25 protein-coding genes are annotated in these 25113 nt (G+C 70.0%); 11 read left to right on the forward strand and 14 right to left on the reverse strand.

The annotated features are described in order from the left end of the window. Nucleotides 1-33: 33 nt before the first annotated feature. Together hemB and hemL are read left to right on the forward strand one after the other, a co-directional pair. Nucleotides 34-960 (forward strand): porphobilinogen synthase, encoded by a 927-nt coding sequence (hemB, locus tag BJ963_RS15295; protein WP_246298347.1) that lies wholly within the window; start codon nt 34-36, stop codon nt 958-960. Further along, the gene (hemL, locus tag BJ963_RS15300) at nt 948-2264 is read left to right on the forward strand and encodes a glutamate-1-semialdehyde 2,1-aminomutase (protein WP_179457413.1); all 1317 of its coding nucleotides are present in this window, start codon (nt 948-950) and stop codon (nt 2262-2264) included. Before hemB ends, hemL begins: the two co-directional genes overlap by 13 nt. A gap of 78 nt (nt 2265-2342) precedes the next feature. Here hemL and BJ963_RS15305 read toward each other — a convergent pair whose 3' ends face one another. The 5 genes from BJ963_RS15305 to BJ963_RS15325 all read right to left on the reverse strand — a co-directional run bounded on the left by BJ963_RS15305 (nt 2343) and on the right by BJ963_RS15325 (nt 7273). Next, entirely contained in the window at nt 2343-2579 is a 237-nt protein-coding gene (locus tag BJ963_RS15305) for a hypothetical protein (protein ID WP_089915679.1), read from the reverse strand. Between the two features lie 44 nt (nt 2580-2623). After that, nucleotides 2624-3877 (reverse strand): sugar ABC transporter permease, encoded by a 1254-nt coding sequence (locus BJ963_RS15310; RefSeq protein ID WP_089915676.1) that lies wholly within the window; start codon nt 3875-3877, stop codon nt 2624-2626. After that, on the reverse strand, nt 3874-4704 hold the full coding sequence (locus BJ963_RS15315) for an ATP-binding cassette domain-containing protein (protein WP_089917068.1): 831 nt from the start codon (nt 4702-4704) through the stop codon (nt 3874-3876). Before BJ963_RS15315 ends, BJ963_RS15310 begins: the two co-directional genes overlap by 4 nt. A 130-nt stretch (nt 4705-4834) precedes the next feature. Continuing rightward, entirely contained in the window at nt 4835-5953 is a 1119-nt protein-coding gene (locus tag BJ963_RS15320) for an ABC transporter substrate-binding protein (protein WP_179457414.1), read from the reverse strand. 138 nt (nt 5954-6091) lie between these two features. After that, nucleotides 6092-7273, reverse strand: coding sequence for an ROK family transcriptional regulator (locus BJ963_RS15325; protein ID WP_089915670.1), 1182 nt, complete (start codon nt 7271-7273; stop codon nt 6092-6094). A gap of 107 nt (nt 7274-7380) precedes the next feature. On the opposite strand from BJ963_RS15325, the gene BJ963_RS15330 reads away from it, so the two are divergent. Then, nucleotides 7381-7764 carry a hypothetical protein gene (locus tag BJ963_RS15330; RefSeq protein WP_089915667.1) on the forward strand — a complete coding sequence of 128 codons (384 nt, stop codon included), beginning with the start codon at nt 7381-7383 and terminating at the stop codon, nt 7762-7764. 3 nt (nt 7765-7767) lie between these two features. On the opposite strand, the gene BJ963_RS15335 is transcribed toward BJ963_RS15330, so the two are convergent. Further along, the gene (locus tag BJ963_RS15335; RefSeq protein WP_089915664.1) at nt 7768-8157 is read right to left on the reverse strand and encodes a DUF1304 domain-containing protein; all 390 of its coding nucleotides are present in this window, start codon (nt 8155-8157) and stop codon (nt 7768-7770) included. Nucleotides 8158-8180: 23 nt separating this feature from the next. On the opposite strand from BJ963_RS15335, the gene BJ963_RS15340 reads away from it, so the two are divergent. Beyond that, entirely contained in the window at nt 8181-9425 is a 1245-nt protein-coding gene (locus BJ963_RS15340) for an FAD-dependent oxidoreductase (protein ID WP_179457415.1), read from the forward strand. A gap of 3 nt (nt 9426-9428) precedes the next feature. On the opposite strand, the gene BJ963_RS15345 is transcribed toward BJ963_RS15340, so the two are convergent. The 3 genes from BJ963_RS15345 to BJ963_RS15355 all read right to left on the reverse strand — a co-directional run bounded on the left by BJ963_RS15345 (nt 9429) and on the right by BJ963_RS15355 (nt 11812). After that, a complete protein-coding gene (locus tag BJ963_RS15345; protein WP_179457416.1) occupies nt 9429-9827 on the reverse strand; it encodes a DUF1304 domain-containing protein in 399 nt (132 codons plus the stop codon). A 142-nt stretch (nt 9828-9969) separates the two neighbouring features. Beyond that, complete coding sequence (locus BJ963_RS15350; RefSeq protein ID WP_179457417.1) at nt 9970-10992, reverse strand: MDR family oxidoreductase; 1023 nt, start codon at nt 10990-10992, stop codon at nt 9970-9972. A 43-nt stretch (nt 10993-11035) separates the two neighbouring features. Further along, nucleotides 11036-11812, reverse strand: a complete 777-nt coding sequence (locus BJ963_RS15355; protein ID WP_179457418.1) for an isocitrate lyase/PEP mutase family protein — start codon at nt 11810-11812, stop codon at nt 11036-11038. A gap of 45 nt (nt 11813-11857) precedes the next feature. Between BJ963_RS15355 and BJ963_RS15360 the strand changes: the two genes are divergently transcribed. Continuing rightward, complete coding sequence (locus BJ963_RS15360; protein ID WP_179457419.1) at nt 11858-13306, forward strand: LssY C-terminal domain-containing protein; 1449 nt, start codon at nt 11858-11860, stop codon at nt 13304-13306. Here the strand turns inward: BJ963_RS15360 and BJ963_RS15365 are convergent. Together BJ963_RS15365 and trhO are read right to left on the reverse strand one after the other, a co-directional pair. Continuing rightward, complete coding sequence (locus tag BJ963_RS15365; protein ID WP_246298076.1) at nt 13299-14885, reverse strand: Na+/H+ antiporter; 1587 nt, start codon at nt 14883-14885, stop codon at nt 13299-13301. The two genes, BJ963_RS15360 and BJ963_RS15365, sit on opposite strands and share 8 nt — an antisense overlap. Nucleotides 14886-14987: 102 nt before the next feature. Next, entirely contained in the window at nt 14988-15875 is an 888-nt protein-coding gene (gene trhO, locus BJ963_RS15370; RefSeq protein WP_179457421.1) for an oxygen-dependent tRNA uridine(34) hydroxylase TrhO, read from the reverse strand. 153 nt (nt 15876-16028) lie between these two features. Between trhO and BJ963_RS15375 the strand changes: the two genes are divergently transcribed. Continuing rightward, complete coding sequence (locus BJ963_RS15375) at nt 16029-16805, forward strand: polyprenol monophosphomannose synthase (RefSeq protein ID WP_218857660.1); 777 nt, start codon at nt 16029-16031, stop codon at nt 16803-16805. Between the two features lie 9 nt (nt 16806-16814). Further along, nucleotides 16815-17345, forward strand: a complete 531-nt coding sequence (locus tag BJ963_RS15380; RefSeq protein WP_179457423.1) for a YbhB/YbcL family Raf kinase inhibitor-like protein — start codon at nt 16815-16817, stop codon at nt 17343-17345. Nucleotides 17346-17397: 52 nt separating this feature from the next. Here the strand turns inward: BJ963_RS15380 and BJ963_RS15385 are convergent, their stop codons facing one another. Continuing rightward, entirely contained in the window at nt 17398-18036 is a 639-nt protein-coding gene (locus tag BJ963_RS15385) for a LysE family translocator (protein ID WP_089915633.1), read from the reverse strand. A 31-nt stretch (nt 18037-18067) separates the two neighbouring features. Between BJ963_RS15385 and BJ963_RS15390 the strand changes: the two genes are divergently transcribed. From BJ963_RS15390 to BJ963_RS15400, 3 genes are read left to right on the forward strand one after another with little or no spacing between them, the layout of a single operon-like run. Continuing rightward, nucleotides 18068-19639 carry an MmgE/PrpD family protein gene (locus BJ963_RS15390; protein WP_179457424.1) on the forward strand — a complete coding sequence of 524 codons (1572 nt, stop codon included), beginning with the start codon at nt 18068-18070 and terminating at the stop codon, nt 19637-19639. After that, entirely contained in the window at nt 19640-20539 is a 900-nt protein-coding gene (gene prpB / locus BJ963_RS15395; RefSeq protein WP_089915627.1) for a methylisocitrate lyase, read from the forward strand. It abuts the gene before it with no gap. A 57-nt stretch (nt 20540-20596) separates the two neighbouring features. Then, the gene (locus BJ963_RS15400) at nt 20597-21724 is read left to right on the forward strand and encodes a bifunctional 2-methylcitrate synthase/citrate synthase (protein WP_179457425.1); all 1128 of its coding nucleotides are present in this window, start codon (nt 20597-20599) and stop codon (nt 21722-21724) included. Nucleotides 21725-21816: 92 nt separating this feature from the next. Here the strand turns inward: BJ963_RS15400 and BJ963_RS15405 are convergent, their stop codons facing one another. Beyond that, nucleotides 21817-23001: an acetyl-CoA C-acetyltransferase gene (locus tag BJ963_RS15405; protein ID WP_179457426.1), complete on the reverse strand. Its 1185-nt coding sequence runs from the start codon at nt 22999-23001 to the stop codon at nt 21817-21819. Between the two features lie 73 nt (nt 23002-23074). Here BJ963_RS15405 and aspS point away from each other — a divergent pair, with 73 nt between their 5' ends. After that, nucleotides 23075-24403 carry an aspartate--tRNA(Asn) ligase gene (aspS, locus tag BJ963_RS15410; protein WP_343037298.1) on the forward strand — a complete coding sequence of 443 codons (1329 nt, stop codon included), beginning with the start codon at nt 23075-23077 and terminating at the stop codon, nt 24401-24403. Here the strand turns inward: aspS and BJ963_RS15415 are convergent. Next, a complete protein-coding gene (locus tag BJ963_RS15415; RefSeq protein WP_089915616.1) occupies nt 24333-25094 on the reverse strand; it encodes a JAB domain-containing protein in 762 nt (253 codons plus the stop codon). The two genes, aspS and BJ963_RS15415, sit on opposite strands and share 71 nt — an antisense overlap. Between the last annotated feature and the right edge of the window lie 19 nt (nt 25095-25113).

Here is a 25113-nt window from a genome sequence, read left to right on the forward strand (position 1 = left end):
ATCCGCCCCCGACGGCTGCGGCAGTCGCAGGCGATGCGCCGGCTGACAGCCGAGACCCGCCTCCACCCCGCCGAGCTGATCCTTCCCCTCTTCGTGCGCGAGGGCGCAACAGAACCCGTTCCGATCGCCTCGATGCCCGGGGTCTCGCAGCACAGCCTCGACTCCCTGAGGCGCGTGGCCGCCGAAGCCGCCGAGGCCGGCGTCGGCGGGCTGATGCTCTTCGGCGTGCCCGAGACGCGCGACGCCGTCGGGTCCGGAGCGACCGACCCGGACGGCATCCTCAACGTCGCCACCCGGGTGCTCGCCGCCGAGGTGGGCGACGCCCTCGTGGTCCAGACCGACCTCTGCCTCGACGAGTTCACCGATCACGGGCACTGCGGCGTCCTGGATGCGCGCGGCCACGTCGACAACGACGCCACCCTGGTCCGCTACCGCGACATGGCCGTCGCCCAGGCCGAGGCCGGCTCTCAGCTGCTCGGCCTCAGCGGGATGATGGACGGCCAGGTCGCAGCGGTCCGCGACGCGCTCGACGCGTCCGGGCACACGGATGTCGTCATCCTCGCCTACGCGGCGAAGTACGCGTCCGGCTTCTACGGGCCGTTCCGCGAGGCCGTCGACTCGCAGCTCTCCGGCGACCGGCGCGCGTACCAGCAGGACCCGGCGAACCGCCGCGAGGGCCTGCGGGAAGCGCGGCTGGACCTGGAGGAGGGCGCCGACATCCTCATGGTGAAGCCCGCGCTCAGCTACCTCGACGTGCTCAGCGATGTCGCCGCGATCAGCGACGTCCCGGTCTGGGCGTACCAGGTGTCGGGGGAGTACGCGATGGTGGAGGCCGCGGCGGCCAACGGCTGGATCGACCGCGACCGGATCATCGAGGAGACGCTGATCGGCGCACGCCGTGCCGGCGCCGACGCGATCATGACCTACTGGGCGACGGAGGTGGCCGGGTGGCTGCGTTGAACGACGTGAACGAGCAGCAGTTCGAGCGGGCGCAGCGCGTCATCCCGGGCGGGGTCAACTCGCCGGTGCGCGCCTTCCGCTCGGTCGGAGGCACCCCGCGGTTCCTCGTGTCGGCGTCCGGTCCGTATGTGACCGATGCGGACGGCCGCGAGTACGTCGACCTGGTCGCGTCGTGGGGTCCGGCGATCCTCGGCCACGCGCATCCCGCCGTCGTGGATGCGGTGCAGCGGGCGGCAGCGCGCGGCCTGTCCTTCGGCGCATCCACACCCGCGGAGACCGAGCTGGCGGAGGCCGTGATCGGCCGCGTCCCGTTCGTCGAGAAGCTGCGCCTGGTGTCCACGGGCACCGAGGCGACGATGAGCGCCATCCGGCTCGCCCGCGGGTTCACGGGCCGGCCGCTGCTGATCAAGTTCGCCGGGCACTATCACGGGCACTCGGACAGCCTGCTCGCCGAGGCGGGCTCCGGTCTCGCCACGCTCGCTCTTCCCGGCTCGGCCGGGGTCACCGAGGCGACGGCGGCGCAGACGATCGTGCTCCCGTACAACGACCTGGATGCGGTGCGCGCGGTGTTCGAGGCGCAGGGCCCCGACATCGCCGCGGTCATCACGGAGGCCGCCGCCGCCAACATGGGCGTCGTCCCGCCGGACGAGGGCTTCAACGCCGCGCTGACCGACCTCGCTCACGAGTTCGGGGCGCTGCTCATCCTCGACGAGGTGCTCACCGGCTTCCGCGTCAGCGACGCCGGCTTCTGGGGGCTCGACCGCGGCTACACGCCCGACCTGGTCACCTTCGGCAAGGTCATCGGCGGCGGGATGCCGCTGGCCGCTCTCGGCGGACGCGCGGAGCTCATGGACTTCCTCGCACCGGCCGGTCCCGTCTACCAGGCGGGGACGCTCTCCGGGAACCCGGTCGCGGTCGCCGCCGGGCTGGCCACGCTGGCGAACGCCGACGAGGCCGTGTACGACCGCCTCGACGCGGTCGCCGACACGGTGTCGTCGGCGGTGTCCGAGGCGCTCTCGGCTGCCGGCGTCGCCCATCGGGTCCAGCACGCGGGCAACCTGTTCAGCGTCGTCTTCGGCGATTTCGAGCGGGCACCGCGCACCTATGCCGAGGTGCAGGCGCAGGAGGCGTACCGCTACCGCGCCTTCTTCCACGCGATGCTCGACCAGGGCGTCTCGCTGCCGCCGAGCGTGTTCGAGGCGTGGTTCGTCACGGCGGCGCACGACGACGCGGCCGTCGACCGCATCCTGAACGCCCTCCCCGCGGCCGCCCGCGCCGCGGCCGCCGCCACCCCCGCCGCCTGACCCCGCCCCTCCGCCGAGTTGCGACATCATGTCGCAACTCACCCCGGATTCCGGCAACGAGTCACGACTCGATGTCCGTCAGGCGTCGGGAGCGGCGGGTTCGCGCGAGAGGGACTCGACGTAGGTGTACGTGGCTGTCGCGGGCCAGCCGTCCGCATCCAGCAGGGCGTAGACGTCGAAGTTGAGCGTTCCACCGCCGCCGGCGGCACGGCGGAGCGTGCGCGGCGGTGCGTCCGACGATGAGCGGATGGTCACCGTCTGCGGCTCCGCGCCCGAACGGAGAAGGCGGGCGCGGAAGGTGGTGGTCCGGGTCATCCCACCACTCTCCCACGCCCGCCCGGAGGACGGGACCGGAGTCCCTAGGCTTGGCCGTGCGACGCCCTCGAGCGCCGCGACAGCGAGTCGATGATCACCGCGAGCAGCAGGACGGCGCCCGTGATCATGAAGCGGTACGACGAGTCCAGGTTGAGGAGCGTCAGGCCGTTCGAGATCGACTGGATGACCAGGATGCCGAGCAGCGCCGACCACGCGGAGCCGCGCCCGCCGAACAGGCTCGTTCCGCCGATGACCGCCGCCGCGATGGCGTTCAGGTTGGTGTCGGTTCCGCCGGAGCCCGCGCCCACCGACGCCAGGCGGGCGGCCGCGAGCAAGCCGCCGACCGCCGCGAACGTCGAGCAGAGGATGAACACGCTGATGAACACGCGGTTCACCCGGATACCGGCTCGACGCGCCGCCTCCACCGATCCGCCGACGGCGAAGACCGAGCGTCCCCACCGGGTGCGGGTGAGGAAGAAGTTCATCACGATGACGAGCACCACGAAGAACAGGAACATGGCGCCCGTGCCGCGGTCGGTGGAGAGGTACCAGACGCTGATGCACAGTCCGACGAGCAGCAGAGCGGCCTTGATGGCGACGACCGCCATCGACCCCTCGGAGAGCCCCGCGTTCCTGCGTCGCACGTTGCGCCGGAAGTCGGAGAAGAACATCCCGCCCGCCGCGATGACCGCCAGAGCGTAGGCCGCCCACGGCGGCAGGAACCACTGCTGCGCGAACTTCACGATCCACGAGTCGTAGGGGATGTTGATCGAGCTGTTCGCGCCGAGGATCCACAGCTGGAGGCCGAGGAAGCCGAGCAGACCGGCCAGCGTGATCACGAAGCTCGGGACGCCGAACCGGGTGAACAGGAAGCCGTAGAGCAGGCCGATCGCCGAACCGGCGAGGATGGCGACGATCACCGTGAGCCAGAGCGGCCAGTGCAGCTGCGTGAAGCCGACGCCGAGGATGGCCGCCGCCACACCGCTCACCGACCCGACAGATAGGTCGATCTGGCCGAGCAGCAGCACCAGCACGATGCCGATCGAGATCGTGCCGATCGCGGCGCACTGCAGGGTCAGGTTGACCAGGTTGTTCGCGCTGAGGAAGTTGGGGTTGAGGATCTGGAACACGACCCAGATCACGACGAGTCCGATGACGACCGGCAGCGATCCGAGGTCGCCGCCGCGCACCCGGCGCCCGAAGGCGCGGACGGCGCCGCCGAGCCCTTCGTCGCGGATGATCCGCTCGTCCTGGAGGTCCGCCGCCAGTTCGGCAGGCGTCTCTGGTGCCTTGGTCATGCTTCCGGGCTCCGTTCGATGGATTCTTCGGCCTCCATGAGCCGTTCGGCGCGACGCACCACGACGTTGTCGGTCGCGCCGGTGATGGCGGAGATGATGTCCTCGTAGCTGACCTCCGGCACGCGGAAGTCGCCGTTGTTGCGGCCGAGCCGCAGCACGGCGACGCGGTCGGCGACGGCCTGGACGTCGGCCATGTTGTGGCTGATCAGGATGACGCCGAGCCCGCGCTCACGGAGCCGCTCGATGAGGTTGAGCACCTCGGCGGTCTGTGCGACGCCGAGGGCGGCGGTCGGCTCGTCGAGGATGACGACGCGCGGGTCGCCGATGAGCGACCGGGCGATCGCGACGGTCTGCCGCTGGCCGCCGGACAGCGACGCGACGGCGATGCGGACGGAGGGGATGCGCGCCGACAGCTGCCGGAGCAGGCTCCACGACCGCTTCTCCATCTCCTCCTCGTCGAGCGTGCCCTTGCTGATCTCGCGGCCGAGGAACAGGTTGGAGACGACGTCGAGGTTGTCGCACAGGGCGAGGTCCTGGAAGACGGTGGCGATGCCGAGCTGACGGGAGGCGGCGGGCGATGGGATGCTCACCTCCTGGCCGTCGAACTCGATCGTCCCCGCATCCTGCGGGTGGACGCCCGCGAGGATCTTGACGAGCGTCGACTTGCCGGCGCCGTTGTCGCCGACCAGGGCGACGACCTCTCCCGGGTAGACGTCGAGGTGGATGTCGGTGAGCGCTTGGACGGCGCCGAACCCTTTCGAGACCCCCCGCAGGGAGAGGACGGGGCGGCGTGAGGACCGCTCCTCGTCCACGATCGCGGATTCCATGGTCACGGCGTTCTCCTTCGAGCTGTGCGCAGCATGCTTCCTGTTCTCAGGGTAGAGCGGAACCCGGCCCGGGGCGCCCCCCCGCTGTGAAGGCGGGAGGCGCTGTCCGGGCCGGGCATCCGTCGATCGGTTACTTGATGCCGTACTTCTCGCAGTCGGCCTTGTAGTCGGCGGTGCAGATCTTGGCAGCCGAGTCCGAGCCGTAGAACTCGTCCTTGACCACCGTGCTCTCGATGTTGTCCGTCGTCACCGACACCGGGGTCAGCAGGAAGGACTGGATCGCCGCGCCGCCCGCGGTGTCGACCGTGGTGTCGCCCTTCGGCTTGTTGCCCTTGGTCAGGTCGACGGCGAGCTCCGCCGCCTTCTCGGCCTCCGGCTTGAGCGCCTTGTACACGGTCATGTACTGGTCGCCGGCGAGGATGCGCTGGATGCCGGCGAGCTCAGCATCCTGACCCGTGACGGGCGGGAGCGGGCTCAGGTTGGCCGCCTTCATGGCCGCGATCGCGCCACCGCCGGTGCCGTCGTTCGCCGCGTAGACGCCCTTGATCTGGTCCTTGAACTGCGAGACCTGGCCGGACACCCAGTCCTGGGCCTTCGCGGGGTCCCATCCGGGTGTGTCGTACTCGGCGAGCACCTTGTAGCCGCTGGAGTCGATGACGCTGTGCGCGCCCTTCTTGAAGAGGGTCGCGTTGTTGTCGGTCGGCGAGCCGTTGACCATCAGGATGCCGCTGCCGGAGGGCACGCCGTCCTTCTTCAGCTTGTCGACGAGGGCCTGGCCCTGCAGCTGGCCGACCTTCTCGTTGTCGAACGAGATGTAGTAGTCGCTGTCCGGGCTGTTGATGAGACGGTCGTACGAGATGACGGGCACGTTCTTGGCCTTGGCCTCGCCGACGATCGATGCGGCGGCCTCGCCGTCGAACGGGTCGAGGACGAGCACCTTGACGCCCTGGGTGAGCATCGACTCCGCCTGCTGCTGCTGCTTGCTGGCGTCGCCGTCGGCGTTCGCATAGAGGACCTTGCAGCCGGAGCAGAGCTCCTTGACCTTCGCCTCGAAGAAGGGCTTGTCCGCCGCCTCGTAGCGGGCGGTGACCGAGTCAGGCAGGAGCAGACCGATCTGGGCGTTTGCGGCGTCGCCGGTGCTTCCTCCGCCGGAGCCGTTTCCGGATCCGTTCGAACAGGCTGTGAGAGTGACGGCTGTGAGCAGGATCGCGGCCGACGCGATGACCGCTCTCTTGGTGGCGATCTTCATTGAAAAACCTCCGATTCGGCACCGCCTTCGTTGGCGGCTGGGTTGAGTGTGCCAGCCGGGGGGTTTGGCGTCAAGAGTTGAAGACAATGGTTTCGATAACGGTTCGGACCGTCTTCGGGGGACACTCCGCCGGGAGGATCAGTACGAGACGCCGTCCGGTGAGAGGGAGACGCAGTCGACGGCGTAGGCGACCGCGCCGAGCGCCGCGGCGCGCACCCCGAGCTGGGCCTGGACGATGTCCGGCATGAGGTCGGGGTTGACGATGATCGAGCGCTCGACCGCATGCCGCAGCGGGCCGAGCAGCAGCTCGCCCGCGCGCGACAGTTCGCCGCCGACGATCACCCGCTCCGGGTCGATCAGATTGCACAGGTTCGCGGTCGCGACGCCGATGTGGCGTCCGGCGTCGCCGATGGCGCGGATGCAGCGCGCATCCCCGGCCATCGCCTGCAGCACGACGTCGCCGAGCTTGAGGCTGCCGAGGTGGTCGCGCAGCTCGTCGAGGATGGCGGGGCCGCCCGCGAGCGCCTCCAGGCATCCCCGGTTCCCGCAGCGGCAGAGCGGTCCGTTCTCGCGGATCGTGGTGTGGCCGAACTCGCCGGCGACCCCGTGGTTGCCGCGGAACAGCTGGCCGTTGAGCAGAAGGCCCGCGCCGATCCCGTCGCCGACGTCGATGGTGATGGTGTTGCGCTTGCCGCGGCCGGCGCCGAAGCGCGACTCGCCGAGCGCCGCGAGGTTGGCGGCGTTGTCGACGAAGACCGGGCGCTTGATCCTCCGCTCCATCGACTCGGCGATCACGACGCCGTCCCACCCGCGCATGATGCCGCTGCGGGCGATCGTCCCGCTGGCGCGGTCGATCGGGGCGGGGACGGCGATGCCGACGGCGAGCAGGTCGTCGCGGGACGCATCCACCGACTCGAGCATGTCGTTCAGGAGCAGCGAGACCTTGTCGAGCTCGTTGTCGGCCCGGTGGTCCCGGGCGAGCGGCATGTGGTTCTCGGCGACGACCGTGTGGGCGACATCCGCCAGGGCGACCCGCAGGTGCCTGGTCGAGAAGTGCACGCCGACGACCAGTCCGAGGGCGTGCGCCAGGGTGACGTGCTGGGCGCGCCGGCCGGAGCGGATGCTCTGCGTCGTGTGCAGGACGCCGGAGGTCGAGAGCTCCTTGACGATGTTCGAGACGGTCGCGGGGGAGAGCCCGGTCGCGCCGGCGAGCTCGACCTGCGTGAGGCCGCCGTGCTTCTTGATGGCATCGACGATGCGGGCTCGGTTGGCTTCACGAAGTGAAGTCTGCGAACCCGGAGTTCGTCGCTGCGTTGCCACGACGAGAAGGATACATGGCCGGGCACGGCGGCCGATCACAAGTGAAAGTAATGCGTTTGTGAGATTCCTATGACCATCCGGACCGCCCGGCTTGGCAGGATAGAGCTATGGCCGATCTGCACGTTCACCCCGACCGCTTGGAGATCCACCTCACGCGGGCCGAGAAGGTGCTGGCCATGAAGCGCGAGGATCTGGTGGTGCCGCGGGACAGCATCCGCTCGGTCGCCATCACCGAGGACCCGTGGATCTGGATCCGCGGTATCCGCGCGCCGGGGGCCGCCGTCCCGCTGACGCTGTCGATCGGAACGTGGAAGTTCCACGGCGGCAAGGACTTCCTGCTCATCAAGGGCAAGCAGCGCGCGGCGGTGGTGATCGATCTCGACGGGGAGGAGTACTCCCGCGTCATCGTGTCGACGCCGCATGCCGCCCGCCTGGTGGAGGCCCTCCGCGTCGACGGCAGCGAACTCGCCGCCGACGGCATCATCGACTGACGGTCAGCTGTTCTCGGCGACGACGAACAGGATCAGGCCGATCGCCGGGATCCCGCCCTCGACCAGTGCCAGGAGCCAGAACCGCCGGGCGATCGTCAGGAGAACCAGCGACGCCAGCACCATGCAGACGCCGCAGAAGAAGATGAGGCCGAACCCCACATCGCGGAGCGTGGTCCAGTAGAGCACGAGCCCCACCAGCGACCCGCCCGCGAGGAAGAGGTTGTAGAAGCCCTGGCTGTACGCGACGGGCCGCACCACGTCGGCGTCGTGCTGGGAGCCGATGCCGAACCTGCTCCACACGCCCGGTCCTGACCAGAGCACGCTCTGCACCGCGAAGAACCCGAGGTGCACGAGCGCCGCCGCGGCGATGAGGATGCTCCCGATGATCGCCATGCCGGGAGGATACGCTGCCGACCATGGAGACGTTGCAGACGACGTGCGTCATCGTCGGGGGCGGCCCGGCCGGGATGATGCTCGGCCTGATCCTGGCGCGCAATGGCGTCGATGTGGTTGTGCTCGAGAAGCACGCCGACTTCTTCCGCGACTTCCGCGGGGACACCATCCACCCGTCGACCATCGGCGTGCTCGGCGAGCTGGGGCTGCGCGAGCGGTTCCTCGGACTCCCGCACACCAGCGTCGGGGCGCTGGACGTGGTGGTGAACGGCAACCGCCTGCACCCCATCGACTTCGGCCGGCTCGCGCCGCCGGACGACTTCCTCGTGCTCGCGCCGCAGTGGGACTTCCTGAACTTCCTCGCGGAGGACGCCCGGCGTCACCCGAACTTCCGCTTGCTGATGCAGACCGAGGCGGCGGAGCTGCTCTGGGAGGGGGATGCGGTGCGGGGCGTCCTGGCGCACGGCCCGGACGGCGACGTCGAGATCCGCGCCCGGCTGACCGTCTCGGCGGACGGCCGCGCCTCCGGGCTGCGGTCCCAGGCCGGGCTCCGGCCCCGCCGGTTCGGAGTGCCGATCGATGTGCTGTGGTTCCGCATCCCGAAGCCGGACGACCTTCCCGCGCACACGCTCGCGTACGTGGGCGGAGGCGGGATGGTCGTCACGATCGAGCGCCACGACTACGTTCAGGCGGGGCTGATCATCCCCAAAGGCGGCTACACAGAGCTGCATGCGGGCGGCCTCGGCGCCTTCCGCCGGGCCGTGATCGACGCGGCGCCGCACCTGCGCGCCGCACTCGAGACCGTCACGGACTGGGACCAGGTCAAGCTGCTCAGCGTGCAGATCGACCGGCTGCCGCGCTGGTACCGGCACGGCTACCTCGCGATCGGGGATGCGGCCCACGCGATGTCCCCGGCCTTCGGCGTCGGCGTCAACTATGCGGTGCAGGACGCGGTCGCGACCGCGAACGCCCTGACGGCGACGCTCCGCGAGCTCGGGCCGGCGGCGGGGTCGGATGCCGAGGTCGACCTGCGGCTGCTCGACGGCATCCAGCGGCGGCGGATGCCCGCGGTCGCGGCCATGCAGCGCATCCAGCTGGCGGCTCATCGCACCATCTCGCGGCCGGAGGGCGTCCGGCTGCTGCCGGAGCCGATGCCCGCACCGCTGCGGGCGGCGCTCGCCGTGGCGACGCCGGCCGTGCAGGTGGTGAGCTCCCGGCTGATCGGCCGCGGGCTGCTGCCGGAGTCGGTGTCTCCGGAGCTCCGCTGAGACTCAGCTCTGGCCGGTCGCGAGCCCGATCAGCAGCAGGGCCAGCCCGATCAACGGGAGCGACCCCTGGATGAGCGCGGGGCGGAGGTACCCGCGCCCCGTCGTGACCAGCACGATGGCCGCCGCGACCATGCACGCGGTCGTGAAGATGATGAGCGCGAGACCGGCCGCGTGCTGGCCGACCCCGTAGAGGACGAGGCCGACGACCGCGCCGATCGCGAGGAAGAGGTTGTAGAACCCCTGGTTGTAGGCCATCGGCCGCACCGTGTCGGCCGCCTCCTGGCTGGCGACGCCGAACCGGCGCCAGACCGTCGGACGGGTCCAGGCGACGCTCTCCATGAAGAAGATCGCGATGTGGAGGGCGGCGGCGAGGGTGACCACGACGGTGGCGACGACGATCATGGCGCCAGCATATCGAGCGTCCTGCGAGGCGGAGGGTTCGCCGGGCCGAGCGTTCGCCGGGCCGAGCGTGTGCCGGGCCCAGCGTGCGCCGGGCGGAGCGTCCGCCGGCCTGGCGTCTCGCGGAAACGAACGTACGGCGCGGTCAGGCGCGGACGTCGACCACCGTCCGGCCGCGCAGTCGCCCGGCGAGGATGTCCTCCGCCGCCGGGATGGCCTCGGCCAGGGAGACGAATCGGGTCATCGCGGCGAGCGCCTCCTCATCGAGGTCGGTGGCGAGCCGGCGCCAGGCGGTCTCGCGCAGGGCGAGCGGCGCATCCACCGAGTTGATGCCGACCAGGGAGACCGCACGCAGGATGAAGGGGAGCACCGTCGTCGGAAGGTCCGGGCCCTGCGCCAAGCCGCAGGCGGCGACCGTCCCGCCGTAGCGGGTCTGCGCGAGCACGGTCGCCAGCGTCTGGCTGCCGACGGAGTCGACCGCGCCGGCCCACCGCTGCGACTGCAGCGGCCGGCCCGGGGCGTCGAGCTCCGACCGGTCGATGATGGCGGTGGCGCCGAGGTCGGTCAGGTAGTCGCCCGCCTCCTCCACCCGGCCCGTGGATGCTGTGACCGGGTAACCCAGTTTCGCCAGCAGGGCGACGGCGACGGAGCCGACGCCTCCCGCCGCCCCGGTGACGAGGACGCTGTCGGCGCGCTCGGCGACCTCTCGCGGGTCGACGCCGTTCCGTTCGAGCGCGAGCACGGCCAGCATCGCGGTGAAGCCCGCCGTTCCGATGGCGGCGGCCTGCTCCGACGTGATCGCGTCGGGGATGCGGACGAGCGCGTCGCCGCTCACGCGCGCCTTCTCCGCCAGTCCGCCGTGGTGGTTCTCGCCCAGGCCCGCGCCGTTGAGAGTCACGCGGTCGCCCGGCCGCCAGCGCGGGTCGTCCGAGCGCTCGACCGTTCCGACCACGTCGATCCCGGGGATCAGCGGCGAGGTGCGGGCGACGCCGGGACGCCCGCCGACGGCCAGCCCGTCCTTGTAGTTGAGGTCGGAGAACTCGACGTCGATCGTCACATCGCCGGGCATCAGGAAGTCGTCGGTGACCCGCCGGATCTCCGCGGTGTGGGCGGTGATCCGTCCGCCGTCGACCTGCTGCTCGATCACGATCGCCCGGAAATCGCTCATGGCCTCACCCTACGCCGGAGGGTCGAGACGGCCCGGGTGAGGCTCAGTTGAGCTGCTCCGTGCCGAGTGGGAGCGCCCCGCCCGCGTAGAGCTCGAGCGCCGTGTTCTTGAGGGCGGTGAGGGCGACCCGCTGCGTCCACGGCCCGTACGAGACCCGCGCGACCCCCAGTTCCTCCAGCCGCTTCGGCGGGACCGATCCGGGGACGGCGATGACGCTCAACCTGCGCTCGCCGAGGCCGCCGACGAGCTGCTCGACCGTCCGCTCGTCCAGCTTGCCGGGGACGAAGACGCAGGTGGCCCCCTCGTCGAGGAAGGCGCGGCCGCGGCGGATCGCCTCCTCGACCTTCTCGTGGTCGGTCGGGAAGGTGCCGCGGAGGAACACATCGGTACGGGCGTTCAGGGCGAACGGCACGCCTTCGGCCTCCGCCGCCTGGATCGCGGCCCGCACGGCGGCGACCGCCTCATCGAAGGGACGGAGCCGGTCTTCGAGGTTGGCGCCGACGGCCCCCACGCCGATCGCGCGCCGGATGGTCTCGCCCGCGTCTCCGTATCCGCTCTCGAGGTCCGCGCTGACGGGGAGGTCGGTGGTCGCGACGATGCGCCCGATCATGTCGAGCATGAGGTCGAGCGGGATGTTCTCGCCGTCCTCGTAGCCGAGCGTCGCCGCGATGGAGTGGCTGGCCGTCGCGAGGGCGCGGGTGTCGGGCAGCTCAGCGATCACGCGTGCGCTGATCGCGTCCCAGACGTTGACGACCTGGAGCAGTTCCGGGGCGTCGTGGAGTCGGCGGAGTTCGGCGCCACGCGCCTGGATGTTCGTCATGGGCACACCCTACGGCGCGGACGTTCGTCGCTCTAGGATGGCCGCATGGCCCGCGCGGGGGAACCGATGGAGGTGCCGAAGAGCCGTTCGGCGCTCGGTCGGCGCGTCTCGGTGAGCTCGGTCATCGACTACGCGTTCTTCGTGTTCGGGGGTGTCGCCGCGGTCTGGCTGGCCATCCTGCTTCTCACGGACAGCTTCGAGTGGGGCTGGTTCCTGATCCTGTTCTTCGTGGTGTTCTGGCTGGTGCTCGCCTACCTGGTCCTGCCGCGGCTGCATCGCATCCTGACCGAGATCTACGTGCCGGACTACTTCATCGGCCGGGCGCGCACGAGTGACGGGCTGCTCGGCGACCCGATCAACCTCGCGCTGCTCGGCTCGGAGGCGCAGCTCGACGACGCCATGCGGGAGGCCGGCTGGACGCGCGCGGATGACGTCACCTTCCGCTCCAGCCGGCGGATCATCACGTCGACGCTGCTGCGCCGCAGCTATGACGAGGCACCGGTGAGCCCGCTGTTCCTGTTCGGGCATCAGCAGGATGTCGCGTACCAGCAGGAGGTGAAGGGCAACCCGGCGAAACGGCATCACGTGCGGTTCTGGCGGTGTCCAGAGGGCTGGCTGCTCCCGGGCGGGCACGGCGTGGACTGGCTGGCCGCCGGGACGTTCGACCGGTCGGTCGGATTCTCCCTGTTCACGCTGCAGATCACCCACAAGATCGACGCGAACACCGACATCGAGCGCGATCACATCGTCTCGACACTGCTGGATGCGGATGTCGGCGTCGACGTGTCGGTGATCCGCGACTTCTCGACCGGCTACCACGCGCGGAACGGCGGTGGGGACACGATCGAGACGGACGGCGATCTCCCGATCGTGGACCTCCGCCAGGTCGCGGTGGACGAACGGGCAGCGATGGTCGCGGCCGACGCTGCCGCCCGTCGCGCGGCCCTCGCGGAGCGCCGCCCGGTGCCGACGGCGCTCGGTGCGCTGCTGATGGCGCTGCGGGTGGTGGCCGGTGTCGGCTACATCGTGCTCAATCTGCTCGGCTGGGACCGCTTCGTGATGTCGGAGCTCGCCGGCGAGGTGGTGACGGCGAGCGAGCGGAGCGCGGTCAGCCTGGTGCTCGGCATCGCGATGGGGGTCTTCGGGGCCGGTCTTGTGTTGTACTTCGTGCTCGCCCTGCTGGTGTTCTTCGGCAGCAACTGGGCGCGGATCGCCGCGATGTCGTACAGCTCGCTGATCATCGTGATCTCGGCGATCGACTACTTCAACGGCGGCCCGCAGATCTCGTTGCGCAACAATCTGCTCGGGTTGGCCTTCGACATCCTGGTGGTCCTTGCCCTGTCGTCGAAGCGCTCGCGACTGTGGGCACGTCGCCCGCGCGGCGACGGTCGCGACGCTCGCCGCGGTCGCGGCCGTCCTGCCGCTGCGCCCGTCACGGCCGCAGGCCCGCCGCCGGTGGATTCGGCGCCGGCGGACTCGCCGACCCTCACATGAGCGGCTTCTTCCCGTCCGCCCCGCCCGCCTTGAGTGCAGACTCCTCGGCATCCAGGAACGCGAGCACCGACCGCACCGCGGGTTCCTGGTAGCGCCCCTCGGCCCGCGCCTCGAGCACGGCCTGGCGCTCCGCGGTGATCATCGTGCGACGCAGCCGCCGATACTCGAGCGGCAGGTCGGCGCGATCGTCCGGTGACGGGTTCTCGAGGGCGTCGGACAGGAACAGTGCATTGATCCGCAGTCGCTCGATCACCCGATCGTCCTCATCGCCGGTGACCTGCGACTCCAGGTGCTCCAGCCCGGCGGACTGGGCCTCGGCGAGCAGCCGCTGCATCTCGCTGGCCTCTTGCGCGAAGTCGGGAGGCGGCAGCTTCAGCCGGCGGATGATCCAGGGCAGCGCGAGCCCCTCGAGCAGCGTCCCGACCACGACGACGAAGGCGAGGAACTGCAGGAACTCACGGTGCGGGGTGTCCTCGGGGAGCAGGAACACCGCCGCGAGCGTCACGACGCCGCGGATGCCCGCGAACGAGACGGCGATGCCCGTCGGCCACGACCAGCCGCGCTCCCTCAACCGCTGCGGACCGTACCGGTAGAGCGTGGTGGTGCCGATCATCCAGAGGAAGCGGGCGAGGAAGATCGCCAGCAGGACGACGATGCTGATGACGATCGTCTGAGGGATCGTGATGCCCGAGGTGAACGCGGCCGTCAGGATGGACCGCAGCTCGAGCCCGATGAAGAGGAAGACGGCGTTCTCGAGCAGGAAGCTCACGGTCCGCCAGTTGATCGTCTCCGCGATCCGGGCCTCGGCCGTCTGGATGGTCGGCGAGCGATAGCCGAGGTACAACCCGGCGACGACCACGGCGAGCACCCCGGAACCGTGGAGCAGCTGCGACGGGATGAACGCGAGGTAGGGCGTGACGAGTGCGAGCGAGGTGTCGAGGACGGGCGAACGCAGCTGCTTGCGGATCGTGGCGAGGACGAGCCCGACGACGAGTCCGACGCCGATGCCGACCACCACGGCGAGGACGAAGTCGACGCCGACCGACACCGGGTTCACCACGCTGACGATGGCCGCGATGCTGGCGTTCAGCGCGACCAGGGCTGTCGCGTCGTTGAGCAGGCTCTCGCCCTCCAGCACGGTCACGAGTCGTCTCGGCAGCTTCACCCGCCCGGCGACCGCCTGCACGGCCACCGTGTCCGTCGGGGCGACCACCGCCCCGAAGGCGAACGCCGCAGCGAGGGTGATCGCCGGGACCACCAGGTAGGTCGCGAACCCCACCACGACGACCGTGAACGCCACCAGACCGACGGAGAGCAGCAGGATGCCGTCTCGCCTGGCCCGGACATCAACGATCGAGGTCTGGATGGCGGCCGCGAAGAGCAGGGGAGGCAGGAGGCCGAACAGGACGACCTCGGGTTCCAGCGCCACCTCCGGCACGCCCGGCACGAAGGACGCGGCGGCCCCGACGAAGACGAGCACGACGGGGGCCGACCAGCCGACCCTGCGCGACAGGCCGGTGACTGTGACCGTGACGACGACGAACGACACGATCCAGACGATGGTGGAGACCGGATCCATGCTGTTCATGATGGCGGCAACACGAAGAGGCCGCCAAGGTTTCCCGCGAGTCGGTGGAGAACGTGTTCGCCCTCGGCGATGTGGACGGTTTCGCCGCCGGGATCAGGCGGCGTGGGCCTCGCAGGTCGCGGTTCCGCAGTCGTCGCACACCACGAGCTGCTCCCGGCAGGCCGGGTCGGAGCAGTTGCGCATCCGGCTGGTCGACGCGCCGCAGGTGACGCAGCGGCCGAGGACGGCGGCGTGGTCGCTGAAGGTGAGGGAGCCCCGTCCGTCGAAGACGTAGAGGGCGCCCGCCCAGAGGCCGTCGTCGCCATACGTCTCGCCGTATCGCGCGATCCCCCCGTCGAGCTGATAGACCTCCTGGAAGCCGCGGGAGCGCATCAGCGACGACAGCACCTCGCAGCGGATGCCTCCGGTGCAGTACGTGACGACGGGCTGGTCCTTGAGGTGGTCGTACGCGCCGCTGTCGAGCGCGGCGACGAACTCGCGGGTGTTGGCGACATCGGGCACGACGGCGTCCGTGAACCGTCCGATCTCGGCCTCGAAGCGGTTCCGCCCGTCGAAGAAGACGAGGTCGTCGCGTTCCTCGGCGAGCGCGTGCAGCTGGTCGGGGGAGAGGCGCTCGCCGCCGCCTCGCACGCCGTTCTCATCGACCAGCAGCTCATCGGGAGCTCCGAACGACACGATCTCGTCCCGCACCTTGACCGACAACCGGGGGAAGTCGGCGCTCGAATTGTCCGCATCCAGGCCGGATCCTTCGCTCCATTTGGCCTCGAGGCCGCGGAACGGCCCGTACTCCTTGGTGACGCGGAGGTAGCGCTTCAGCGCATCGAGCTCGCCGCCGAGCGTTCCGTTGATGCCGTGGGCCGAGAGCAGGATGCGCCCCCGCAGTCCCAGCCGTTCGCACAGTTCCCGCTGCCAGAGCCGGACCGCCTCCGGGTCGGGCAGCGGCGCGAAGACGTAGAACAGCAGAATCTTGGGGACGGCCACCGCCTCATCGTAGGCGAGTGGTTCCGCGGCCGGCCGAATCGTAGGATCGTGAAGGCTGTGAGCGCCCGCAGTCTAGTTCGCCTCCCGTTCAGACTGGTAGGACAGGGTCGAGAACGCCCCTCCGGAGCGTGCCCCTGACAGAAAGGCGGGTTGTTGCGAACCCTGGTCATCATCCCGACCTATGACGAACGAGAGAACGTCGGCTCGATCGTCGGACGCGTGCGTGCGTCCGTTCCGGACGCGGACGTGCTCGTCGTCGACGACAACTCTCCGGATGGCACGGGTGAGCTGGCCGATGCGCTCGCCGCAACGGACGCCAGCGTGCATGTGCTGCACCGCACGGGGAAGGAAGGCCTCGGGGCCGCCTACCGCGCGGGGATGCAGTGGGCGCTCGACGCGGGCTACGACGTCATCGTCGAGATGGATGCGGACGGCTCGCACCAGCCAGAGCAGCTTCCGCGCCTGCTGGGTGCGGTCCGGTCGCCCGATTCGCCGGCCGGAGCGGACGTCGTCCTGGGTTCGCGCTGGGTCGACGGCGGGGGAGTGGTGAACTGGCCGGCCCGCCGCCGGCTGATCTCCCGCGGAGGCAGCGCGTATTCCCGCGTTGCTCTCGGGCTGCCGGTTCGGGATGTCACCGGCGGCTACCGGGCATTCACGGCGGACGCGCTGGAGCGCCTGCACTACGAGCGCACCGAGAGCCAGGGCTACTGCTTCCAGATCGACATGACGCGTCGGGCACACGACGTGGGTCTCCGGATCGTCGAGGTGCCCATCACCTTCGTCGAGCGGGAACGCGGCGCTTCGAAGATGGGCGGCGGGATCGTGGTGGAGGCCATGCTCCGTGTGACGCTGTGGGGTCTGGCCGGTCTGCCCCGGCGCTTCCGCAGGCATCCCTCCCCGGTGGAACCGGAACCCGCAGCGCGGGCGTAGCGTGGCGGTATGGCCAACGATCCCCTGGAGCGCTTCGGCGCTGTACCCCTCTTCCGTGTCTCGAGCGACGACGTCGCGGACGGGCGTCCCCTGTCCCGCGCCCAGTGGGGCGCCGGCGGTGGCGGCGACGACATCTCGCCGCAGCTCTCGTGGAGCGGCTTCCCCGCCGAGACGAAGAGCTTCGCGGTGACCATCCATGACCGGGACGCCCCCACCGGCTCCGGGTTCTGGCACTGGGCCGTCTACAACATCCCCGCCTCCGTCACCGAGCTGGCCGCCGGTGCCGGCGCCGAGGGCGGCGCGAACCTTCCGGCCGGCGCCTCCATGCTCTCCAACGAGATGCGGTCGAAGAGCTTCACGGGCGCCGGGCCTCCGCCCGGAACGGGAACCCACCGCTACGACATCGTGGTGCATGCACTGGATGTCGAGCGCCTCGACCTCGACCCCGAGTCGACGCCGGCCGTCCTGGGCTTCAACGCGCACTTCCACACCCTCGCCCGGGCGGTGATCGCGCCGATCGCCACGGCGGGAGACATCTGATCGCCGGAGGCCCGCTTCGACCGCGGGCCCAGTCCGCAGTCGGCGCGTCCGGTCAGTGCTTGACGCCGGTGAAGGCGAGCACGCCGCCGAGCCCGATCATGAGCACACCGCCGGTCGCTCCGAGGCGCTCCACCCGTTTGGGCGAGCGTCCGAACCACTGCCGAGCGGTGCCGGCGGCGAGCGCCCAGACGCTGTCGAACATCAGCGCCAGCACGAGGAAGACCACGCCCAGTTCGAACATCTGCAGGGGGATCCCGCCCGCCCGGTAGTCGACGAACTGCGGCAGCACCGCGACGAAGAAGACGAGCGACTTCGGGTTCGTCAGCCCGACGACGAATCCTTCGCCGAGGATGCGCGCCCAGGATCGCCGCGGCGGGGTCGCCTCGTGCGTGACGGCGGTGTGCCGTCGATGACGGATCGCCTGGATGCCCAGGTAGACGAGGTAGGCGGCGCCTGCGAACTTGATGATCGTGAACAGGACGAGCGACTCCGCGACGATCGCCCCGATCCCCAGGGCGACCGCGATCACCAGCGGGAGCATCCCGAGCGCGTTCCCGAGGACGCTGAGCAGACCGCCGAGCCGCCCCAGGGCCAGGGAGCGCCCGATGACGAACAGCACGCTCGGTCCCGGGATCACGATCAGCGCGATCGACGCGAGGGCGAACGCGAGCAGTGACGGGCCGGGGACCATGTGCCGAGCGTAGGGGAGGTAGGTTCGTTACGTGAAGCTCCACAACGTTCGTGTGCACAGCAGCGAGGAGAACCTCGCCCGTCAGGACCAGCTCGCGTGGAAGATCGCGGAGGTCGCGGCCGACCCGGTGGAGGTCGACGCGGAGGTCACCGAGATGGTGATCAACCGGGTGATCGACAACGCGGCCGTCGCCGCAGCCTCCCTGACCCGGCGACCTGTCGTGTCGGCCCGGTCGCAGGCCCTCGCGCATCCGATCCCGTCGCGGCAGCTGGAGGAGCTCACCGAGTCGGTGGATCACCCGCAGGACGGCTCGACGGTGTTCGGCGAGGAGCCGGCCGTACGTGTGTCGCCGGAGTGGGCCGCCTGGGCGAACGGGGTCGCAGTGCGCGAGCTCGACTTCCACGACACCTTCCTGGCCGCGGAGTACTCCCACCCGGGCGACAACATCCCCCCGATCATCGCGGTCGCGCAGCACGCGGGACGCGCCTACGGCCTGACCGGGCGGGACCTCGTTCGCGGCATCGCGACCGGTTACGAGATCCAGATCGATCTGGCGCGAGCGATCAGCCTGCATCGGCACAAGATCGACCACGTCGCGCACCTGGGTCCGTCCGCTGCGGCGGGCATCGGCACTCTGCTGCACCTTCCACCCGAGACCATCTATCAGGCGATCGGCCAGGCGCTTCACACCACGACCGCGACCCGGCAGTCCCGCAAGGGCGAGATCTCCAGCTGGAAGGCCCATGCGCCCGCCTTCGCCGGGAAGATGGCGGTCGAGGCCATCGACCGCGCACTGCGCGGTGAGACCAGCCCCACCCCGATCTACGAGGGGGAGGACGGGGTGATCGCCTGGCTGCTCGACGGCCCGGACGCGTCGTACGACGTCCCCCTGCCGGAGGCCGGGGAGCCTAAGCGGGCGATCCTCGACTCGTACACCAAGGAGCACTCTGCGGAGTATCAGGCCCAGGCATGGATCGACCTCGCGAGGAAGCTGCACCGCGAGCACCCGGAGGCGGCTGATCCGTCGCAGGTGGAGAGCATCGTCATCCACACGTCGCATCACACGCATTACGTGATCGGCTCGGGTGCGAACGATCCGCAGAAGTACGATCCGACGGCCTCGCGGGAGACGCTCGACCACAGCATCCCGTACATCTTCACGGTGGCCCTGCAGGACGGCGGCTGGCATCACGTGGAGTCCTACCTCCCTTCGCGTGCCGCGCGTCCGGACACCGTCGAGTTGTGGGGGAAGGTCACGACGTCCGAGGAAGCAGAGTGGACCCGCCGCTATCACTCGACCGACCCGGCGGAGAAGGCCTTCGGAGGCCGCGTCGTCATCCGTCTGGCGGACGGCCGCGTCATCGAGGACGAGATCGCGGTCGCAGACGCCCATCCGCTCGGCGCTCGGCCGTTCGTGCGAGCCGACTATGTCGCGAAGTTCCGCATGCTGGCGGCCGATGTGCTGGAGCAGGACGAGATCGAGCGGTTCCTCGCGCTCGCCGGCCGCCTGCCCGAACTGAGCGCCTCCGAGCTGGGCGGTCTGACCATCACCGCACGGCCGGGACTTCTGGCCGCGACCCCCTCGCCGAAGGGACTCTTCTAGATGCTGTATTCGTCCGTTCCCGCGCATGAGAAGCGCGCGGCCTTCCGCGCCCGGTTGGCGTCGGGTGAGCTGATCCGGATGCCGGGGGCATTCAATCCGTTGAGTGCCCGCCTGATCGAGCGGAAGGGCTTCGAGGGCGTCTACATCTCGGGGGCCGTCCTCTCCGCGGATCTGGGGCTGCCGGACATCGGTCTGACGACGCAGACGGAGGTCGCCGCCCGATCCGCTCAGATCACGCGGATGACGGACCTTCCGGCCCTGGTCGACGCCGACACGGGATTCGGCGAGCCGATGAACGTCGCCCGTACCGTCCAGGCGCTGGAGGATGCCGGCGTCGCCGGTCTGCACATCGAGGACCAGGTCAACCCCAAGCGGTGCGGCCATCTCGACGGTAAGCAGGTGGTGGACGAGGACACGGCGCTCAAGCGCATCCGGGCCGCCGTCGATGCTCGCCGCGACGGCAACCTCCTGATCATGGCCCGCACGGACATCCGCGCGGTCGAGGGGCTCGCCGCCGCGATCGACCGCGCGAAGGCGCTCGTCGATGCGGGCGCCGACGCGCTGTTCCCGGAAGCGATGGCGGACCTCTCCGAGTTCGAGGCCATCCGCGCTGCCGTGGACGTGCCGGTGCTGGCGAATATGACCGAATTCGGGAAGAGCGACCTCTTCACCGTCGACCAGTTGCGCGATGTCGGGGTGAATATCGTCATCTGGCCGGTGTCTCTCCTGCGTCTGGCGATGGGCGCCGCCGAGCGCGGCCTCGACCAGCTGGTCGATTCGGGCACGCTGAAGCCGATGCTGGACGACATGCAGCATCGCGCCGACCTGTACGACCTGATTGACTACGAGGGCTACAACGCCTTCGACACGTCGGTGTACAACTTCGACGTGCGGAAGTAGCGCCCTCTCTCGAAACCGTCCGTCGGCGGCGATCCCGTCAGCAGCGAAGGAGCTCATATGACCGACCCTGAGATCCACAAGGGCCTCGCCGGCGTCGTGGTGGACACGACCACCATCTCCTCGGTGAACCCGCAGACGAACTCGCTGCTGTACCGCGGTTACCCGGTTCAGGAGCTCGCCGCGCACTGCTCCTTCGAGGAGGTGGCCTATCTGCTGTGGCACGGCGAACTGCCCACGCCGGAGCAGCTGGTCGCCTTCGAGTCCCTGGAGCGTTCGCTGCGTCGCCTGGACGATCGCACGCGTCGCGCCCTCGACGACATCCCGGCGTCCGCCCACCCGATGGACGCGCTCCGTACCGCGGTGAGTCAGCTCGGAGGCCTCGACGCGACGCTTCAGCAGCCCGACAGCATCCTGGACCCGGAGCTGAACGAGGGCCGCGCCCTCTACCTGTTCGCGCAGCTGCCGGCGATCGTGGCGTACATCCAGCGTCGCCGTCGCGGACTCGACCCGGTCGAGCCGCGCGACGACCTGGACTACTCGCGCAACTTCCTCTGGATGACGTTCGGCGAGGTTCCCGACGACGTCGTGGTCGACGCGTTCCGTGTCTCCCTCGTCCTGTATGCGGAGCATTCGTTCAACGCCTCCACGTTCACGGCGCGGGTGATCGCTTCGACACTGTCGGACGTCTATTCGGCGGTGACCGGCGCCATCGGCGCGTTGAAGGGCCCGCTGCACGGTGGGGCGAACGAGGCCGTCATGCACGCCTTCGAGGAGATCCGGACCGCCGATCGTGCTGAGGAGTGGCTGGACGCGGCCCTCGCCGAGAAGCGCAAGATCATGGGTTTCGGTCACCGCGTGTACAAGAACGGCGACTCGCGGGTGCCGACCATGCACGCATCCCTGGTGGTGCTCGCCGACCACTACGACCGCCGCGATCTCCTCGACCTGTACGACGCTCTCGAGAACGCCATGGGCGAGCGCAAGAACATCAAGCCGAACCTCGACTATCCGTCCGGCCCTGCCTACAACCTGATGGGTTTCGACACCGAGACGTTCACCCCGCTGTTCGCAGCGGCACGGGTCACCGGCTGGACCGCGCACGTGTTCGAGCAGTACGCGGCCAACTCGCTGATCCGGCCTCTGTCGCAGTACACCGGCCCGGCGGAGCGTCACCTGGAGCGCTGACGCCAGCCCTGACGCCAGCGCTGACGCCACGTCCGTCGCCGCCGCCAGCGCTGCGCCCACCGTGGCCCGCAGCGCTCGTCGGCACCACCGGATCAGCGGTAGAGCAGGAGAGCGTCTCCCTGTCCGCCACCGCCGCACAGCGCGACCGCAGCTCGCCCGGAGCCTCGCCGCGCCAGCTCGTGCGCCGCGTGGCCCGCGAGCCGCGCGCCGGACGCGCCGATCGGATGCCCCACGGCGATCGCGCCGCCGTGGATGTTCACCCTGTCCGGATCGAGACCCAGGTCTGCCATCGACTGCAGTGCTACCGCTGCGAAGGCCTCGTTGATCTCGACCAGGTCGAGGTCCGCCGCACTCCAGTCGGTCCGCCGGAGTGCTGCGTCGATCGCCCGCGACGGCTGCGAGTGCAGCGAGTTGTCCGGACCGGCGACCTGTCCGCTCGCCCCCACCAGCGCGAGCCAGGGCAGCCCGAGCCGCTCCGCGTTCTCGCGGCTGGTCAGCACCAGCGCCGCCGCCCCGTCGCTCAGGGGCGAGGAGTTGCCCGCCGTCAGCGTCCCGCTCTCCGCGAAGCTCGGCCGCAGTCGCGAGAGCGTCTCGGCCGTCGAGTCGGGTCGCACCCCCTCGTCCGTCCGCACGACGAGCGGTTCGCCTTTCCGCTGCGGGATGGTCACCGGCGCGACCTCGTCGTCGAAGACCCCGCTTGCGGCTGCTGCTCCCGCGCGCTGGTGGGATCGCGCCGCGAAGTCGTCCTGCGCCTCCCGCGTCAGCCCGAGCTTCTCCGTGTAGCTCTCGGTGGAGGCACCCATCGAGATCCCGTCGAACGCATCCGTCAGCCCGTCGTGCGCCGCGGAGTCGAGCGCCTGGATGGAGCCGTAGCTCCAGCCGAGCCGTGACCCGGGCAGGATGTGCGGCGCATTCGTCATCGACTCCTGCCCTCCCGCCACGACCACGGTCGCCTCGCCTGCTCGGATCAGCCGAGCAGCGTCGATCACGGCCGCGAGGCCCGACAGGCACACCTTGTTGATCGTGGTTGCGGGCACGTCCCACCCGATCCCCGCGCCGATCGCCGTCTGACGGGCCGGATTCTGTCCGGCTCCCGCCTGAAGCACCTGACCGAAGAGGACGGTGTCGACGGCGTCCGCCCCGACTCCCGACCGGTCGAGCGCTTGCTTCACGGCGATCGTCCCCAGCTGCACCGCGCTCAGTGAGGCGAGTGCCCCCTTGATCTTCCCCAGCGGCGTGCGCGCGGCGGACAGGATGACGACCTCTTCGGTGCTCATGGGCTACTCCTTCGTGCCTGGTCCTCCCATTGTCACACCGCGCACGACGGGCGCACCGGTAGGCTTGGGGCTCGTGACTGCACGCGTTTTGATCAAGGACCTGGCCGCCCTCCCCGACGGCCCCGTGAGCGTCGCCGGATGGGTCGAGACCGTCCGCGACCAGAAGAAGGTGCAGTTCGTCGTTCTGCGCGACGAGTCGGGAGCCGTCCAGCTGGTCAACCCGCGGACCGTCGGCGACGACGGCGTGGTGATCGCCGATGAGCCCGCGACCACCATCTCCGCTCTCTCGCAGGGCAGCTTTGTGCGGGCCACGGGCGAGCTGAAGCACGACGAGCGCGTCAAGCTCGGTGGCATCGAGATCAGACTGACCTCCCTCGAGGTCGAGACGGCCGCCATCCCGGAGACTCCGATCGCCGCCGACAGCGGCATCGACAAGCGCATGGACTGGCGCTTCCTCGACCTGCGCGAGCCGCGCCACAACCTCATCTTCCGCGTGCAGACGACCTTCGAGCACGCCCTCCGCCAGTACTGGGTGGAGAACGGCTTCGTCGAGATCCACACGCCCAAGCTGATGGCCTCCGCCTCCGAGTCGCGCGCCGAGCTGTTCGAGCTTCCGTACTTCGAGACCACCGCCTACCTGGCGCAGAGCCCCCAGATCTTCAAGCAGATGGCGCAGGCCGCCGGCTTCGGCCGTGTGTTCGAGATCGGCCCGGCGTTCCGTGCCGACCCCAGCTTCACCAGCCGTCACGCCACCGAGTTCACGAGCGTCGACACCGAGATCAGCTGGATCGACAGCCACGAAGACGTCATGAAGGTGCACGAGGACCTCCTGGTCGCCGGCTTCACCGCCGTCAAGGAGAAGCACGGCGAGGAGATCGAGCGCCTGTTCGGCGTCGAGATCACCGTGCCGTCGACGCCGTTCCCGCGCATCCCGCTCGCCGAGGCGAAGCGCATCGTCGCCGAGCGCGGTTACGAGGTCCAGCGCGAGGACGACGACATGGACCCGGAGGGCGAGCGCCAGATCTCGGCCTACGTCAAGGAGACCTACGGCCACGAGTTCGTCTTCCTGACGGACTACGCCGCCAGCATCCGGCCGTACTACCACATGCGTCATCCCGAGGACCCGTCGATCACCCGCAGCTACGACCTGATCTTCAACGGCGTCGAGATCTCGACGGGGGCTCAGCGCGAGCATCGCGTCGACATCCTCGAGAAGCAGGCGGTCGAGAAGGGTCTCTCCGTCGAGGAGCTCGAGGATGTGCTGGCGTTCTTCCGGTACGGCATCCCGCCCCACGGCGGCTTCGGCATGGGCCTTGCGCGCGTGCTGATGCTCATGCTGCACCTCTCGAACCTGCGCGAGACGACCTACCTCTTCCGTGGGCCGACCCGCCTGACGCCGTAGCGCCCGAGCCGGCGGTGGGCAGAGCCGTCCAGCTGTCGCCCGCCACCAGCACGTGCCCCAGGAAGCGGAGGCCGAGTGTCGCCGCGGACTGGTCGAGCCGGCGGGTGAGCATGAGGTCGGCGACGGATGCGTCGAGCACTCCGGACGGATGGTTGTGCGCGACCGCGAACGACCGGCCGCCGCGGGTGAGTACCGCCTGAAGGACGTCGGCCGGCTGAACGCTCGTCTCATCCACGCCGCCGTCCTGCAGGAGCACCAGCTCGAGCGGACGCGACGCGCGATCGGCGACGACGACCACGAAGCGTTCCGAGTCGCGGTGCAGGAGCTCGGGCCGGACCACATCGGCGACGGCCTTGTGGTCGGTGAGCCTGGTCCACGTGGACGACGCCCCGGCTCGCCGCCAGATCTCGATGATCGCGACGAGTCGGCCCGCGGTCGCCGGCCCGACTCCCGGTAGTCGTTCGAGCCGGGCGAAGTCCATCGTGGCCAGCCCGGGAAAGCCACCGGTCCTGCGGAGCACCGATCGCGCCAGTGCGAGGACGCTACGCCCGGTCTGCCCGGACCCCAGCACGAGGGCGAGCACCTCGTCGTCTGTGAGGGATCCGACGCCCAGTCGCCGCATCCGCTCGCGGGGGCGGTCGTGGTTCGGGATGTTCGCAAGTGCCACGTCCTCTTCTTCGTCGTCGGCCATGAGTCGACGCTACGAAGAC

The sequence above is a fragment of the Leifsonia soli genome (assembly GCF_013408745.1).
Classification (GTDB): Bacteria; Actinomycetota; Actinomycetes; order Actinomycetales; family Microbacteriaceae; genus Leifsonia; species Leifsonia soli.

Bases quoted from the DNA above. Each gene is read 5' to 3' on its own strand.
- BJ963_RS15400 (WP_179457425.1), top strand. From the start codon at position 20,597: ATGACCGACCCTGAGATCCACAAGGGCCTCGCCGGCGTCGTGGTGGAC.
- BJ963_RS15415 (WP_089915616.1), bottom strand. From the start codon at position 25,094: ATGGCCGACGACGAAGAAGAGGACGTGGCACTTGCGAACATCCCGAAC.
- BJ963_RS15315 (WP_089917068.1), bottom strand. From the start codon at position 4,704: ATGGAATCCGCGATCGTGGACGAGGAGCGGTCCTCACGCCGCCCCGTC.
- prpB (WP_089915627.1), top strand. From the start codon at position 19,640: ATGCTGTATTCGTCCGTTCCCGCGCATGAGAAGCGCGCGGCCTTCCGC.
- hemB (WP_246298347.1), top strand. From the start codon at position 34: ATGCGCCGGCTGACAGCCGAGACCCGCCTCCACCCCGCCGAGCTGATC.
- BJ963_RS15340 (WP_179457415.1), top strand. From the start codon at position 8,181: ATGGAGACGTTGCAGACGACGTGCGTCATCGTCGGGGGCGGCCCGGCC.
- BJ963_RS15365 (WP_246298076.1), bottom strand. From the start codon at position 14,885: ATGGATCCGGTCTCCACCATCGTCTGGATCGTGTCGTTCGTCGTCGTC.
- BJ963_RS15330 (WP_089915667.1), top strand. From the start codon at position 7,381: ATGGCCGATCTGCACGTTCACCCCGACCGCTTGGAGATCCACCTCACG.
- BJ963_RS15335 (WP_089915664.1), bottom strand. From the start codon at position 8,157: ATGGCGATCATCGGGAGCATCCTCATCGCCGCGGCGGCGCTCGTGCAC.
- BJ963_RS15355 (WP_179457418.1), bottom strand. From the start codon at position 11,812: ATGACGAACATCCAGGCGCGTGGCGCCGAACTCCGCCGACTCCACGAC.
- BJ963_RS15305 (WP_089915679.1), bottom strand. From the start codon at position 2,579: ATGACCCGGACCACCACCTTCCGCGCCCGCCTTCTCCGTTCGGGCGCG.
- BJ963_RS15380 (WP_179457423.1), top strand. From the start codon at position 16,815: ATGGCCAACGATCCCCTGGAGCGCTTCGGCGCTGTACCCCTCTTCCGT.
- BJ963_RS15385 (WP_089915633.1), bottom strand. From the start codon at position 18,036: ATGGTCCCCGGCCCGTCACTGCTCGCGTTCGCCCTCGCGTCGATCGCG.
- BJ963_RS15405 (WP_179457426.1), bottom strand. From the start codon at position 23,001: ATGAGCACCGAAGAGGTCGTCATCCTGTCCGCCGCGCGCACGCCGCTG.
- BJ963_RS15360 (WP_179457419.1), top strand. From the start codon at position 11,858: ATGGCCCGCGCGGGGGAACCGATGGAGGTGCCGAAGAGCCGTTCGGCG.
- BJ963_RS15345 (WP_179457416.1), bottom strand. From the start codon at position 9,827: ATGATCGTCGTCGCCACCGTCGTGGTCACCCTCGCCGCCGCCCTCCAC.
- BJ963_RS15350 (WP_179457417.1), bottom strand. From the start codon at position 10,992: ATGAGCGATTTCCGGGCGATCGTGATCGAGCAGCAGGTCGACGGCGGA.
- BJ963_RS15320 (WP_179457414.1), bottom strand. From the start codon at position 5,953: ATGAAGATCGCCACCAAGAGAGCGGTCATCGCGTCGGCCGCGATCCTG.
- BJ963_RS15310 (WP_089915676.1), bottom strand. From the start codon at position 3,877: ATGACCAAGGCACCAGAGACGCCTGCCGAACTGGCGGCGGACCTCCAG.